This window comes from Nostoc sp. DedQUE02 (assembly GCF_034531035.1).
Taxonomy (GTDB): Bacteria; Cyanobacteriota; Cyanobacteriia; order Cyanobacteriales; family Nostocaceae; genus Nostoc.
Map to the genome: position 1 here is coordinate 59,948 of NZ_JAVRBY020000027.1, position 15,904 is coordinate 75,851.

Below are 15,904 nucleotides of genomic sequence, written 5' to 3' on the forward strand. Positions count from 1 at the left end.
TTTACACACAAGTCTCTTGATCTGCACCTTTGTTGCATTGCCCTGCACCTTTGTTGCATCGTCTTGCACCTTTGTTGCATCGACCTGCATCTTTGTTGCATCGACCTGCATCTTTGTTGCATCGACCTACAAAAATTAACCCACCCTACGTTTATTAAGATGTTGGGTTACGCAAAGCCTCCACCCAACCTACAATTTTTTTGCAACATTTTAGTCTTGACACACCACTAGATGTCTCTAATTTATGTACAATTATTGTTCATTAGCCACCCAGAACGCAAAAGTGCGATCGCTTCTTCTTTTTGTTTGGCTTCGACTTCGATCCACGGTGCTTGGTAGTAAACATTGGGCATATCGGTAATCAAGTCGCTGTGTTTTCTGTCATTGAAAGCTTGCTCACCATTGGAAATATGCACTAATTGCCAATCTGGATTTTTCCAAGTTTCTCGCGCTGCGTAAAACATGGCTCCTACACTCGGATGATCGTAGCTATCCAAATTTTCGTGGCAAATATGGTGATGGGCATCAAATACCATCGGCACACTAGCTTGCTGACATACTGCTAAAATTTCATCGGCACTATAGGCGTATTCATCGTTTTCTAGAGTCAAGCGGCTTTTAATGTTTTCTGGTAGTTCGGAAATTACTTTTACTAGTTGTTCAGTCCGTTGAGATTTGCCACCATGAATATTCATCAATGACCAAGGCGATCGCGGTAATCCCAGTAAGTCAAGTATACGTCCATGTCCTGCTAAATTATTGATACTTGCCTGTACCACTTCCGGGGAATCAGAACTTAGCACTACATATTGATCTGGATGCAACACCATTCTGATGCTCAATGCATTTGCTCGTTCACCGATTGTTGCTAAATCAGCACTCATCGCCTCTAATATATTTGCGCCGATTTCGTCTTCTAAGTCACTTAGGGGAAATAAATTAGAAGACATCCGATAAAGTTGAATATTATTCTGCTGACAAAAGGAGAGGGCATCATGTAAGCGTTGCAAATTATGCCGATACAGTTCACTCAGGGCGCTTTCGCGATCGCTAAGGGAAAGTTTTAAGTATCGGGTGCGTGTCATTGTCCGAAAGCGCACTTGTTTGTCTGAGGTGATGCAAACTAACCCTAAAGAGGGCAGTGTGCTTTTTTGGCACTGCTGTGCATTCGGTAAATTTTGAAACTCAATTACGCTCATGAACTAATACTAACTGATACCTGTTTTAAGCCATTCTTTAATTTAAACAAGTTCTACCATTAGCTTACGAGTACCGAAAGAATGAGTTTCTAAGCCTTACAGGATGTTTTAAATTGTCTTTACTTATGTCGTTGTTGATGCCATTGCCAAGCATGAGCGATAATTTCGTTCAAATTAGGATACTCTGGATGCCAACCCAATATTTTAGTTGCTTTGTCGCTGCTGCCAACTAAAATAGGAGGATCACCCGGTCTGCGATCGCGTTCTTCTATTTTAATTTCTTTGCCTGTTATCTCTTTAGCAGTTTCTATCACTTCTCTGACTGAAAAACCACTGCCATTTCCGAGATTAAAGACTTCACTTTCTCCACCTTTGAGCAGATATTCCAAACCTAAAATATGGGCTTGTGCCAAGTCAGTCACATGAATATAATCCCGGATACAAGTCCCGTCTGGGGTAGGGTAATCAGTGCCGAAAATCAAAATCGATTCGCGCTTACCAAAAGCAGTTAGTAGTACTAATGGTATGAGATGAGTTTCAGGTTCGTGGTCTTCACCCAACAACCCGTTAGGGTCAGCACCTGCGGCGTTAAAGTAACGGAAACGTACAGACTTGAAATTATATGCTGCATCAAAATCAGATAGAATTCTTTCTACCATCCACTTGCTAGTAGCATAAGGACTAATGGGATCTTGCGGATGGTCTTCGGTCAGGGGAACGAACTTTGGTACACCATAAAGAGCGCAAGTAGAAGAAAAGATAAATTTATTAACTGATGCAGCAATCATTGCTTCTAAAAGTGTCAGAGTGCCTGCAACATTATTTTGGTAATATTTGGCTGGATCGGTGACAGATTCACCCACTGCGATATAAGCAGCAAAATGCATAACCGCAGTTATATTGTGAGTTGAAAATATGTCATCAAGAAGAGAGCGATCGCTCATATCTCCAACAATCAATTTTACCTGCAATTTTTCTACAAGTTCTCGATGTCCGTTCGACAGATTATCTAAAACGATTACTTCATAACCTGCGTTTTTCAGAGCCAATACAGCATGGGAGCCAATATATCCAGCTCCTCCAGTTACTAAAATAGTTGACATAATTTTGCCGTGGGGATTGGAAACAATTTTGGATTTTGGATTTTGGATTGGATTTAAATAAACATGTCCAAAAATTAATTATGCGTTACCTGAAACCCTTGTAGAGACGTTGCAATGCAACGTCTCTACATTCATTGCAACGTCTCTACATTCATTTTCACTCCTATGTCTAATCTAGAATCTAGAATTTTTTGTACTAATTTCTTTCTTCCAAGTAGCGAGAAATTGCACTGTCAAGGTGTGGCATTAATTCACCTCGATTGCTACCAAGAACGCTGTAAGCTGGGCGGGGAGCAATTAAACCAAGTTCTTGCGTAGGAAGAGCAATTAGATTGCTGACACTCACACCTGCTTTTTTCGCTGCCAATCGGGCTAAGTCAGACCAAGCTATAGCACTTTTGTTAGCCAAGTGCCACAAACCGTTCTCGCCATCAATCAGCAAATCAAGGCTGGTATGGACAAGATCGGGTACATAAGTAGGGGAAACGATCGCATCTTCGGCTGCGACAAAAGTATTTCCAGCAGCTAATTGCCGTAGGGCGATCGTCACAAAATTGTAATCATCCCACGGGCCGAAAAATGCACTGGTACGAATCATTAGCGATGCCGGATGAGCTTGTAATACTAACTTTTCTGCCAAAACTTTGCTGCATCCATATACATTAAGAGGCGCAACGGTATCTGTTTCGACATAAGGATTAGACTCAGCACCATCGAATACCAAATCTGAAGAGAAAGTTAACAGCGCCACATTATGTTGAGCGCAAGCAGCAGCCAAAATTGCTGCTCCTTCAGCGTTTACTTTTAAACAAACATCGGGTTCGCGTTCAGCATCGTCCACCCGCACATATCCCGCAGCGTTGACAACTGCCCACGGTTGCAATTCGGTAAGTACTTTATTGACAGAAGCAGGATTGGCAATATCCATATCTTGCCGTCTTAGCAGACAATATGAAATTCCTCGCACTTCACACAACCGAGCAAAAGCCTTACCTAGTGTTCCTGTGGCTCCGACGATCGCTAAGGGACGAACAGAAGCAGGGGACGAAAGCGCGGGAGATGGCAAAGATACGCGACAACTGACGGCTGGGTATAATAGGCGCTCTTGTCGATGCCACCATCCTGGTGTATCAAGTAGTGGATGATTCGGTTTATGTCCAGTGGCTAAATCTCGCACCATTTTAGCGATCGCTGTTTGTCTAGGCTGTGGCGATCGCAAATCAAATACACCTGGCTCGTAGTATCCTACCGAGCGAGTCACTAAACTATTCCAATCGTAGCTGCCCAAAAGTGCCCAAACAGTTACAGCACGAACATCTGCACCCTGATTTCGTAATTCTTGAGCTGCATTCCACACTTCATTGAGCCAGCGTAGCTGTTCCTCACGGGTGCAACTTAGGTGAACTTCAGTGACAGCAAAGGGTAGTTTGTAGCGTTCCCATGTCTCTTTGAGCAATGTCCGCGGCCCTGCCAAACCCTCAGCACAAACTCGCACTGCCTCTACATCTGCATACTTGTCTCGACCATTACCACCATGCGTCCAAGCTGGATAGGTTTCTAAGTTTTCATCTAAAAAGCGCTCGCTTGTCAGGTAATGATTAATGCCAATAATGTCAGGCAAACAGGTATATTGCAGAGATTCTTCAAGTTCAGGCTCACTTACACCACAGTCGCGCAAGTAAACCCACATAGGATGAGTTTGGTTGATTCGACCGCATAATAAATCCAAACTCAACCAGCGACGCTCATTCTCAAATTCTGCTTGATAAGCCAGTTTTGGTGTACTATGAGTTTTACCCAAATCCTCTGTTTGCACTAGTTGAGCATTGGGGTTAATTTCCCGGATTGCTTGCATCGAAAGAGCGATCGCTTTACACTCTCCTAACAAAGCACGGGCAAAGGTTAAATCATCCTTTCCATGCGGATACCAGTGACCGTACATCCCACTGAATCGCGCTGTTGTCAGTGGCTCGTTTACAGGTGTGTAATGTGTTATCCAAGGATAGCGTTCTGCAACCGCACGAGCAAACACCGCTAGTTTTTCAGGAAATTCTGGATCTACTAAGCTGGTATGACGCGGGCCACTGCCATGATGCACTAATCCCACAATCGGACAGATGCCGAGTTCGCGCAAGCGTCCCAACCGTTCATCCGCCCACGACCAATCAGCATTCTCTAAACCATTGGGCGCTATCCTCTCCCAAAGTACTGGATAGCGGATGGCGTGTATGCCAAGTTGGGCGAATAAATCTAGGTCATCCAAGCGAGTTGCATGACCATTGCGTTCTAACTGATCGAAATACTCTTCACCCACACGATTAACCGTACACTCTACACCAGCCCACACTTCTAGAGGAAGTTGTGCTTTGTTAGTGTTGAATGTCGAGTTGAAAGCAGAAGTCATAATTTACAACTCAAGCTGATATTTTATTTGATGTGTTCTTTTTGAGTTTTGTAGTTTTGTAAGGTGTGTTAGGCCGGAAGCTAACGCACCATCCTAAATTTTCGATGCGTTAGGACTAGGGCGTGTTTTCAAAGTCTTAGATCCCCTCAACCCCGCTTAAAAAGGCTACGGTGTACACACAAGTCCTAAAAACCTAGCTTGATTGGGCTTAACTCATTCTCATACAAAGTATCGGAACGAGAGAAATAGCATTGTCAGTCGATACAATGCCATTGTTAGTTGATGCAATGCCATTGTCAGTCGATACAATGCCATTGTTATTTGATGCAATGCCATTGTCAGTCGATGCAATGCCATTGTTATTCGATGCAATGCCATTGTTATTTGATGCAATGCCATTGTTATTTGATGCAATGCCATTGTTAGTCGATGCAAGACCATTGCAGGTTAAGAAACTTGTGTGTACACCGTAGCTTAAAAAGGGGGCTAAGAATCTCTTAAAGTCCCCCAATTTATCGGGGAGCCACTGCGGTCTTGGGGTCTCCCTAAATAGAGTACGTGGCGTGGATTTAGGGGGATCTAAAAAATTAAGAGGCTCAAGGAGTAGTTTGAAAATATGCCCTAATGTCCATAACGCACCCTAATAAATACAGAGCAGTCCTATATTATGAATTACTTAAGCCTTAACCCCAATTTGCTTGTACACAGACAAAGCCTGAGCAACACATTGATCCATGTTGTAGTACTTGTAAGTCGCTAGCCTTCCCACAAAATATACTCCTGGTGTTGTATCAGATAGCGCCTTATACTGCTTGTACATTTCGTTATTTTCAGGACGTGGTACAGGATAATAAGGGTCTCCCTCAGCTTGAGGAAACTCGTAAACAATGCTAGTTTTTGAATGTTCCTGACCAGTCAAGTATTTAAACTCGGTTACACGAGTATAAAGCTGTTCATTGGGATAGTTAATTACTGGCGCTGATTGAAACACAGAGGTGTTATGGGTTTCATGCTTGAAATCAAGCGAGCGATAGGGTAATTTGCCGTAGCGATAATCAAAGAATTCGTCAACTGGCCCAGTGTAAACCATCTCGCGGCAAGGTATAGCTTTTTGGATTTCCTGATAATCAGTGTTAAGCATTACCTTAATGTTCGGATGATTGAGCATATTGTCGAACATCCTGGTAAAGCCGTGTAGTGGCATTGCTTGGTAGCTATCGGTAAAATAGCGATCGTCACGATTGGTACGAGTCGGAATTCTAGCAATTACTGATTTGTCAAGTTCTGATGGGTCGAGTCCCCATTGCTTGCGGGTATAATTACGGAAAAACTTTTCATACAGTACTCGACCAACTTTGCTGACCACTACATCTTCACTAGTGCGGATGGATTCTACGGGTTCAGCAAGCGATTTATAAAACTCTTCCACCTCAAATGAGTTGAGATTCATCCCATACAGCTTGTTGATGGTGTCGAGGTTGATGGGAATCGGAACAAGTTGTCCGTCTACACTGGCAAGGACACGATGTTCATAAGACCGCCACTGAGTAAAGCGTGAGAGGTATTCAAAGACTTCGCGGGAGTTGGTGTGAAAGATATGGGGGCCGTATTTGTGTACAAGAATGCCATCATCGTTGTAATGATCGTAGGCATTGCCGCCTATGTGGTTGCGCTTGTCTACAACCAGGACTTTTTTACCAGACTGAGTTGCCAAACGTTCTGCAATGACGCTACCAGAAAAACCAGCACCAACAACCAAGTAATCGAAGACAAAATCTCTGGTAATGATATTTGGTGCTTGTTTACCAGCTGCACCTGTAGAGTTAGCTTTTTCTTCACCATCACGGGCTGCGATCGCAGAGTCAATCAGCTTCATCATTGATGCCCAAGTGCGATCCCAAGAAATTTTCTCTAAAAAGACATCTACTCGACTCAACCATTCTGAGGCTGCGGTGTCTTGTTGCATTGCAAGTTCTGCGGCGGTGACGAACTCAGAAACTGTGTCTGCAATTCGCACCAGCTTTAACTCTCCGTAAGGACGCACTACATCTCGAATTGAGGTAGATACTACAGGTCTACCTGCGGCAAGATACTCTGGAGTTTTGGTAGGGCTAATAAAGCGTGTTGATTCGTTACGCGCAAACGGCAACATTGCTAAATCCCAGCCTGCTAAATAGGCAGGTAGCTGTTTATAATCTCTGCCACCGAGATAATGAATATTTTCATGCTGTGGCAAAGTTGCTGGATCGATTTTGACAACTGGCCCAATAATTACTAAATGCCAATCGGGGCGTGCTTCGGCAATACCTGCAAGCAATTCAATATCCATCCGTTCATCAATTACACCAAAGAAACCAAGGCGAGGATGAGGAATATGAGCTTGATCTTCTGGTTCTTGAAGATTTCTTGCCTGTCCAAAGTGGGCTACATCTACACTGCTGGGAAAGGCATAAACGTTGGGGTGCTGATTCACTTTACTTTCGTAAAGGCTTTGTCCGCCTGTAAATACTAAGTCTGCACGGCTGAAGAGTTCGGCTTCGTAATTCTTTAAAGTGGGTGATGCTCCCTGGAATGCAGACAATTCATCCATGCAATCGTACACCACGGCTTGGGGTTGCAAGTGGCGGGTAAACGCGATCGCCATTGGTGTGTAATACCAACAAATATATTTGTTGATGTTATGCTCTGCAAACAAACTATTAATTAGTACTTGTAAATCTGCGTTGATTGCTTCTTCACTTAAACCTTGCGGTAGGCGTGGCACGACCACAACTACTCCATTAGAATCTTCGTTTATATCTAACCTTGCTAAGGGTTCTTCAGAAAAAATTGGCTCTTCAAAAAAGAAGACTCGCTTTCCTTGAGCGCAGCGACTCAGAAGATGTTGTGGCCTTTGATAGACGAAATTCCAGCGTAAATGAGATAAACAAACTATATCAGGTGTGTCTTGAAAGGTTTCTGTTGATTGAACTTTTTTATTAGACGAAGTTAAATTCAACAGTGACGCACTTGATGATTGCGTTTCATCTAGCTGCGATCGCTTTGCTTTACGCTGCTTCGGCGAAATAATATTGCTGACACCGTTGTTTTGGACTTGAGATTTTTCACTTGCCATAGATTCTCTCGTTATTTTAGATTATTAATTCTGATTAGCCAATCGCTAATACCTTTTCTTGGTCAGGCAGCGTCAAACTCACTTTCATGCAAAAGCTTGCAACATATTCTGCTGCTTTTCGATATCGAATCGGTATAATCAATACTTGCTTGCGTTAGTAACAAAATACTGTTTTATTTCTAATTGATTCATCTATCGAAATAAATATAAATTAGTTTCTGTATTAAGTCCTAAGCATTATCTTTTTAGAAATATCTAAATCCAAAATAAAATATTAATTTATGTAACACAACTTTTTATATTTATTTACAAAACTATGCATGGTAAGTTTTTTTTGTCTGTTCGGTTTTGTACATAAAATAATAAAATAATTATTAATGGTATATTAAAACTAACAAATTCAGTTTAATTTTAGATAAAATTTCCGATTTTTAACTATTAAAATAGGAGGTTTCCTGTAAAAAATATTATTTTTTTAATTCTAATATATGTTGTAATAATTATTTTATAAACCATCGTAAATAAAGTAATTTCCTTTATTGTTGGTTTCTGGGAAACAAGTATTATAAATTTCACCCTCATGATATAGATGTTATCTCAACCTTATGTAGGTTATACTATTTCACGAAATTTTTGATACAAATCACTTTTCTTGCTTCCCCTGCAAGAATCTATATCAACCTTAAGTGAAACGGTATTAAAAGCTTTTTGGCAGTTTGTAAAATTGCTCGTCATTCAATTCATAAGCCTCACCTGAACACTGCATCATTAAGCGATCGCGTTTTTCTATCTTTGGGTTTATCAAATAAATAGGTAGTATTAGAAGCTTTTGAGTCTGAAAGATTTAATTTATTCAATTGAAATCCTTACTTTAGATGTAAAAACTCAATCTTAAAACTACTGACAGAGAATACATTGAAACCTGTGATATAATGTCCGCCTAATTAGTTATAATTCCCGCATCTGTGCAAAAAGCGCAAAAGCCCCTTTCCCCCTGCTCCCTGCCCCCAGCAAGAACTGCGGCCTAAATGATAAGTCTTTAACCGGACACGATATGACAGGTAATTGCAAGTTTCATATTGCAACTGGCTACTATAAGTAAGTAGACGCGATTAAACCAAACTATGTAAAATTTTGTATGGGTAAAGGGAAAAGGTTAAAGGGGAAGGTTTTTCCCTTTTCCCCTTCGCCAGTGAAAGTACCACCCACTGATGTACAAAGGAAAAGGTTAAAGGGGGAAAGGTTTTTCCCTTTTCCCCTTACCCTTTAACCTTCTTAATATAGTTATATTTATTTCCGTCGGCTTACTTAGCATTGTTATACCAGCCAAAGTTAGCGGTGTTAATGTATCGCAAAATCTTCAATAGTTGCTGATAGTCTGCGGTGTCCAAGTAGGGCCGTTGCAAGATGGCCCTTCTGGTTTCCAGATCAGCATATCTAAGCAGATTTGCCGCATATCCATGTTTTTCGTCCAAGCATGGTAGACAACATACTCAGTCTTACCATCTGGCCCAAGAACAATAGAATTATGTCCCGGCCCGATAACAAAATTAGGAACAGACTTTAGCACCCGTGGCCCGGTTTCGTTACCTGCATCAGAGTAAGGGCCCATTACGTTGTTAGCAACCCCATAATCTACGCCGTAGTTCTCAGTTTCCCAGCGTCCACCACTATAAAAGCAGTAGTATTTCCCTTCATGCTTACGAACGCAGGGGCCTTCTAAAGTATGCCAATCATAAATTTCACCATACATCAAACGGTTGGCTAAAAACCGTTGCCAATCGGATCGCGCACGTAAAACCACTTTCCCTTCACCAGTAAGTTTAGTCATGGTTTGGAGTTTGTCTACAACTAATGCTGTACCAGCACGCACTCCATCTGATGTATCCAGAAAGTCACGGGCGTAAAACAAATACCACTGTCCATCGTCATCCTGGAATGGATGCGGATCGATCGCAAAAGGACAAGATTTTGGATCTACGACTGGTTCGCCAACATCTTGATATGGCCCTAACGGAGTATCGCTTGTAGCTACGCGTAACTGATGATTCTTATCTTCATGCCCTACAGAATAGTAGAGATAAAATTGGCGATCGCAGTAAGCAACTTCGGGGGCCCAAAAATTATCGCCAAGGGCGGGATCTGGCCGTTGTAGTGCGTTACCAACATAATCCCAGTTTACAAAGTCGAAAGAGCGTAACAGAGGAAAGACACACGATTTGTTATTGGAATTAACATTTGCTGCGTCTGCGATTTCATCTACCGTTCCTTCTGCTTCTGCTGCACCAGTGCCGATCGCATAATATACGCCTTCGTGTTGCCAAACAAAAGGATCGGCAAAATAACCTTTGTAGACTGGATTAGTATAGGTTGGCATCTTAAATTATCTATGGAATAATGACAAAAATCTTTTTTCCACTAATGGTCTATCAAGTTAAGAATGCTTGCTTTGTAGTGAGGGCTTTAGCGCTCAAAGCAAGGACTAAAGTCCTTACTACAAACTTATTTACCAAGCATTGTTGCCTTGAAAAACTACTAGTATTTGAAATTCACGTAAGTTTCGACTTTGTTCTTAGGTAAGCTTTCTACTAGCTGACACCGTAGCATCTGCTTTAGTTTTTCTGGGAGGCTTTGATAATAGTCTTGTGGAAGAGTTAAATCTACCTTTGGTGTGTGCAACCAATGCATCGCATAGCCCATGACTACCATCGGTCTTGGGTGGTTTGTCCGATTTGGGGAACCCCGATGCAGTGCTAAAGGCGATCGCACCATCACATCACCTGGCTGCATATAAAAGGATTCCATCGGAATTTCACCACTGGCAACTTTTTCTAATCCCTCTTCTCGCGGTATAACATGGGTTCCACGCGCCATTTGGAACGGCCCATTTTCTGCGGTTACTTCCACAAGGGGAAAGTTGACTGCGAGGGCGTACAGTGGTGTAACTATGCGATCACTAAACAACGGGCGAAAATCCCGATGGGTTTCCTGATAATCTGAACCTTGGAATGGAACATCAACTCCCATCTGAACCATCACGTATTCTTGGTAAAACACGCGATCTAAAATACCCATAATCACTGGATTGGCAAAAACTAACTCATTAGCAAATGGGTAAATCCAAGGCAAGGTTAGATAGTAGCGGGAAACTTCACGAGGAGCCAACCCACCTGGTTGATTTTGACGTTCGTGAAATAATTTTTCAAAAGCTTGTGCCCACTCGTCAATTAATTTTTGCTCAAAAACACCGGGAATCACACAAATTCCGTCTTGATTCAGTTTTTGAGCAAATCGGTCTAGGTCGGTAGCTGAATATTTCGCTATACCGCCTATACTTTGAACCATCTTTTTTATCCTCTTCAACTTATAAATAGAGGCGTATTAATATCAGACCTCTAGGAGATTTTTTATTGCTTGTCGATAGTAGCGCACTATTTTTAAAATTGGGGGGGCTTATGCCAATCCTCTGTAACAATTAATTAATATTAATGATGACGAATTACTTAACATAACTAAACTCTTTGACACTCCAGACAATGCAACGCGATCGCCTGGCTTTCAAGGGCATCTAACAGTCAAAATAGTACAGTTGAATTCAGCAAACCACCAATAGACATACCTGCATACATCAGCACATCGGCAGCTTCACGGGCGAAGGTAAATGCGACTACCCGCTCAATTCCAGAGTTACCACTGGTGAGTATGGCGGCAATGCCATCGCAGTTTATCAGAACCGCGATCGGAATTTTTGCTATAGCTGTTAGTCTTTGTCAAAAAATTGTCATAAATTTTTTTGATCTGTACTTGAATGAATAGCTTTGTGCAAATCCCGCAGCAAGTCTTCTTCTGCATCCCGCTCTTGCTTGAGTTCTCGAATCATTTCTTGACTAGAACCAATCAGCAAACCAGCAACTGCACCAACGATCGCATATTTTTGCTCCAAACCTTTATACATTTGACTTGTGTAAGGGCAAGGAAGTAAATTAGCAGTAATAAAACCAATTCCTGCACCTACAAATGCTGTCACAAAGGCAGAAAAAACGATTAATTTAGCGTTCATTTGCTTCACTCCAATGCTTATAACTTTGCTAAATTACTAGGAGATACTCTACATTGTCTCAATGGTTCCCAAAGTTACAGCTTAATCTTTACCTCTTGTAATAATACTGATTCTGGGTTGAGTAAATACTGAATCGCGCTAACCCCCTCCCCAGCAGCGAGGAGGCAGGGCGGTTTTATAGAAAGGTGAGTTCGACAAGCCCTTTTTTGACCTCTCCCCCAACCCCTCTCCGACACGGAGAGGGGAGCCAAAACCCTAATTTCTCGTTGCTCCTCCCTTTCTCTGTGGGAGAGGGAGGTTGGGAAGGAGAGGTTCATCGAACTCACGTCATACAAACAGAGAAAAAATGAAACTAGCTTTCTAAGTACAGCTTTATGTAAAAGCGTAGTGTTTTTAATGCAAGCCGATGCATTAACATTGCAAGCCGATGCATTAACATTGCAAGCCGATGCATTAACATTGCAAGCCGATGCAATAACATTGTCGTCTATTGCCAAATTTAATTCGCTACGAATTAATGAAATGCTGTACTAAGCCTCTATGCGCTTGCCTAACGGCAGGCTAACGCCCAATACGGGTTTGGTTAATCATCACAAAGACGCGAGAAATCGCCGTCTCTACAAAAGACTGGTTATTGTAGAGACGGCGATTCATTGCGTTTTTTGCCTTAACCTCTTCCTTTTTTACTTACTCGAATCATTACGTTTGTTATCATCAGCATTCTGCCTGATAATTACAGATGAATGTTGATGAGCGTTCGTCGCTGGCGCAGCGTCTCCGACTGGAGTTGGCATCGCTCTTGATTGTCCATCTTCGTTTCCATCTGGGGATGGTGGTTCGGAACGATTAGCAGGTTTTTTCTTCAAGAAGCGTTCTTCCAAAGTCTTGATGATTACGTACAGGACTGGAACAATCAGCAAACTCAAAATTGTTGCTACGAGTAACCCGCCAAATAAGGCTGTTCCTAAAGACCAACGCGAGGCAGAACCGGCTCCGGTGGCAATTACCAGGGGGAAAAATCCCAGCAAGGAGGCGCTTGAAGTCATGACAATCGGTCGGAATCGTTCTTGCGCTGCGGTTACGGCTGCTTGTCGAATTGTCACGCCTTCTTCCAGGGCTTGATTGGCAAATTCGACGATTAAAATCGCGTTCTTTGACGCTAATCCAATCAGCATCACTAACGCCACGTTTGCGTAGACATCATTCACCAAACCGCGCAAAGATAAGGCACTCAATGCGCCTAACAACGCTAACGGTACAGTCAACAAAATAATCGCCGGATCGATATAACTTTCATACTGAGCAGCCAGCGTCAGAAATACCATAATGATCCCGAAGCCAAAAATCAAAATCCCCAAGTTACCTGCACTTAATTCTTCGCGTGCAGTGCCAATCCAATCACTGCCAACCCCCGGTGTTGCTGCTTCAGCCACCGCTTGCTGCATTGCCTGAATTGCCTGTCCACTACTGTAACCCGACGCTTCTCTACCTTGTAAATCGATCGCGCGGAAGCCGTTGTAATGGGAAATTACTGATGGGCCTGTAGTAGGTGTAATTTTTGCAACCTCACTCATTGGAACCATTTGGTTATTTGCCGATCGCACATAAAGCCGTTGAATATCATCTGGCGATCGCCGATAGTTACCATCTGCCTGAACATATACGCGGTAGCTACGCTGTCCCAAAGTAAAATCGTTGACATACTGGGAGCCAATTGCAGCTCCGAGTGTGGTGACAGCTTGTTGAAAATCGATGTTGAGTGCTTCTAAACGAGTGCGATCGAAGTCAATTTGAAACTGTGGTGTACTAGCAGTAAACTGGGTAAAAACGCCGCCTTTGAGCGCTGGTTTTTGATTTGCTTGGGCTAGCACCGCTTGAGCATTCGCAAAAAAATCATTGATTGTTAATCTTCCGTTGGTACGGTCTTCTAGCTGTAACTCAAATCCCCCTAACGTACTAAAGCCTTGAATCGGTGGGGGACTGACTGCGGTAATAATCGCTTCTGGAATCGTTGCAAATTCTTTATTGATTCGGGCTAAGATTCCAGAGGCAGTTTGATTGGGTTGAGTGCGCTCTTCCCACGGCTTGAGTTTTGCAAAGAAGACACCACGATTTGAGCCACTACCGGCAAAGCCAAATCCGGAAGTGGCGAAAACGTTACTCACCTCTGGTTCTTTTTCGAGAATTTGTTCGAGTTTTGTAATTACTTGGTCGGTATAGTTGAGGGCAACTCCATCTGGCCCTTGAATAATACCTAAGACAATTCCCTGGTCTTCACTGGGAACAAATCCGGTGGGAACATGGGTAAACATAAAATATGTGGCAGCCAAACCAACCACAAATAAGCCGATTACCGCATAACGAACGCGAATCAGAAAATTCACCGTCGCTAAATACTTTTCAATAATCCATTGTAAAATTTGATTGAAACGACTAAAAAACCAGCCAAGCGGGCCGCGTGCAGGCCGAGGCGGGCGGAGCAAAATTGCCGATATACTCGGACTAAAGGAAAGGGCATTAAACGTTGAGATGGCGATGGAAAAAGCAATGATCAACGCGAACTGTTGATACATTTTTCCTGTGGAACCTGGGAAAAATGCCACCGGGATAAACACCGCCATCAATACCAGCGACGTTGAAACTACCGCTCCGGTAAGTTCATCCATTGCCTCGACTGATGCTTGCAGTGGTCGCATTCCCTGTTCAACTTTGCGGGCGATCGCTTCCACAACGATAATCGCATCATCTACAACTAATCCTGTTGCCAAAATTAAGCCAAATAACGTTAAATTATTCAACGAAAATCTAAACACGTAAGCGAATGCCAACGCCCCAATCAGTGAAACGGGAATGGCAACCAAGGGAATAATTGTGGCTCGCCAGTTTTGCAGAAACAGAAAAATCACTAGTACGACAAGAGCGATCGCTTCAACTAGTGTTTTCAGCACTTCTTCGAGTGACGCTTGCACAAATCCCACGGTATCGTAGACAATCTCAGCTTTTAAGCCTGGTGGAAAGTCTTTCATCAACTCATCCATCTGAGCCTGAACGTTTTTCGCTACATCCAGGGCGTTACTACCAGGTAATTGATAAATTGCGATGCCAATCGACGGCTTACCATTATTTCTAGCGTTGCTGCTGTAAGTCTCCGAGCCGAGTTCTGCACGACCTACATCTTGGAGTTTAATTAAATTGCCATTACTTCCAGCTTGAATAACTAGATTTTCAAACTCTGACGCATCTTTAAATTGACCATTGACTCGTAACGGAATTTCATAACTTTGACCTGGAGGGATAGGCGATTGACCTAACGTTCCAGCTCCGGCGAGAATGTTTTGCGATCGCAATGCCGTAGAGACATCTGCCACAGTTAAGCCTCGACTTGCCAGCGCATTCGGATCGAGCCACAACCGCATTGCATATTGCTTTTCACCAAAAATTGTTAAATCCCCAACTCCCGGCGTTCTCAGCAGTTGATCTCGCAAATTCAGATCGATATAGTTACTAATAAACAGCGCGTCATACTCATTATTTTCGGGATAAAGAGCATAAACTAACAAAATACTTGTAGAAGATGTTTGTGCTGTCACACCGAATTGTTGCACCGTTGTCGGTAGGCGAGGTGTAGCACGGGCGAGACGATTTTGGACGTTAACTTGGGCAATATTTTTATCTATCTGCGACCCGAAATATACCGAAATTTGGCTACTACCTGCTGAACTGTTCGAGGTCATGTATTGCATTCCCTCAACACCGTTAATTTGTCGCTCCAGCGTAGTTGTCACCGCAGTTTCCACAGTTTCCACATCTGCCCCAGTATAGGAAGCTGAGACTTGAACGCGAATCGGTGCAATATCTGGCAAGTAATTAAGCGGCAGCAACGGAATACACACCCCACCGACAATCAGAATCAGTAGAGTGCAAACGGTAGTTAATACCGGGCGTTTGATGAAGGTATTCGCGATCGAAAAAATCATAAATTATCGATCCTGGATTTATCGTAAATCACTCGTGTTTAAGACC

General features: G+C 42.8%; 10 protein-coding genes. 2 read left to right on the plus strand and 8 right to left on the minus strand.

The genetic code is table 11. The features are described from left to right. Positions 1-242 precede the first annotated feature (242 nt). The 3 genes from uvsE to RMX98_RS20365 all read right to left on the minus strand — a co-directional run bounded on the left by uvsE (position 243) and on the right by RMX98_RS20365 (position 4,706). Positions 243-1,199, minus strand: coding sequence for a UV DNA damage repair endonuclease UvsE (gene uvsE / locus RMX98_RS20355; RefSeq protein ID WP_322676114.1), 957 nt, complete (start codon positions 1,197-1,199; stop codon positions 243-245). A gap of 119 nt (positions 1,200-1,318) precedes the next feature. Further along, complete coding sequence (gene galE / locus RMX98_RS20360) at positions 1,319-2,302, minus strand: UDP-glucose 4-epimerase GalE (protein WP_322676115.1); 984 nt, start codon at positions 2,300-2,302, stop codon at positions 1,319-1,321. A 196-nt stretch (positions 2,303-2,498) separates the two neighbouring features. After that, complete coding sequence (locus RMX98_RS20365; RefSeq protein WP_322676116.1) at positions 2,499-4,706, minus strand: family 1 glycosylhydrolase; 2,208 nt, start codon at positions 4,704-4,706, stop codon at positions 2,499-2,501. 251 nt (positions 4,707-4,957) lie between these two features. Between RMX98_RS20365 and RMX98_RS20370 the strand changes: the two genes are divergently transcribed. Further along, positions 4,958-5,179, plus strand: a complete 222-nt coding sequence (locus tag RMX98_RS20370) for a hypothetical protein (RefSeq protein WP_409881586.1) — start codon at positions 4,958-4,960, stop codon at positions 5,177-5,179. Positions 5,180-5,382: 203 nt separating this feature from the next. Here RMX98_RS20370 and glf read toward each other — a convergent pair whose 3' ends face one another. The 4 genes from glf to RMX98_RS20390 form a co-directional block, all read right to left on the minus strand. Beyond that, positions 5,383-7,821, minus strand: a complete 2,439-nt coding sequence (gene glf, locus RMX98_RS20375; RefSeq protein ID WP_322679650.1) for a UDP-galactopyranose mutase — start codon at positions 7,819-7,821, stop codon at positions 5,383-5,385. A 1,360-nt stretch (positions 7,822-9,181) separates the two neighbouring features. Beyond that, positions 9,182-10,198 (minus strand): glycoside hydrolase family 43 protein, encoded by a 1,017-nt coding sequence (locus tag RMX98_RS20380; RefSeq protein ID WP_322679649.1) that lies wholly within the window; start codon positions 10,196-10,198, stop codon positions 9,182-9,184. 158 nt (positions 10,199-10,356) lie between these two features. Next, positions 10,357-11,166, minus strand: coding sequence for a phytanoyl-CoA dioxygenase family protein (locus RMX98_RS20385; protein ID WP_322679648.1), 810 nt, complete (start codon positions 11,164-11,166; stop codon positions 10,357-10,359). Between the two features lie 436 nt (positions 11,167-11,602). Then, positions 11,603-11,881 (minus strand): hypothetical protein, encoded by a 279-nt coding sequence (locus tag RMX98_RS20390; RefSeq protein WP_322679647.1) that lies wholly within the window; start codon positions 11,879-11,881, stop codon positions 11,603-11,605. A gap of 396 nt (positions 11,882-12,277) precedes the next feature. Between RMX98_RS20390 and RMX98_RS20395 the strand changes: the two genes are divergently transcribed. Next, positions 12,278-12,415 carry a hypothetical protein gene (locus RMX98_RS20395; protein ID WP_409881640.1) on the plus strand — a complete coding sequence of 46 codons (138 nt, stop codon included), beginning with the start codon at positions 12,278-12,280 and terminating at the stop codon, positions 12,413-12,415. Positions 12,416-12,564: 149 nt separating this feature from the next. Here RMX98_RS20395 and RMX98_RS20400 read toward each other — a convergent pair whose 3' ends face one another. Then, a complete protein-coding gene (locus tag RMX98_RS20400) occupies positions 12,565-15,858 on the minus strand; it encodes an efflux RND transporter permease subunit (RefSeq protein ID WP_322679646.1) in 3,294 nt (1,097 codons plus the stop codon). Between the last annotated feature and the right edge of the window lie 46 nt (positions 15,859-15,904).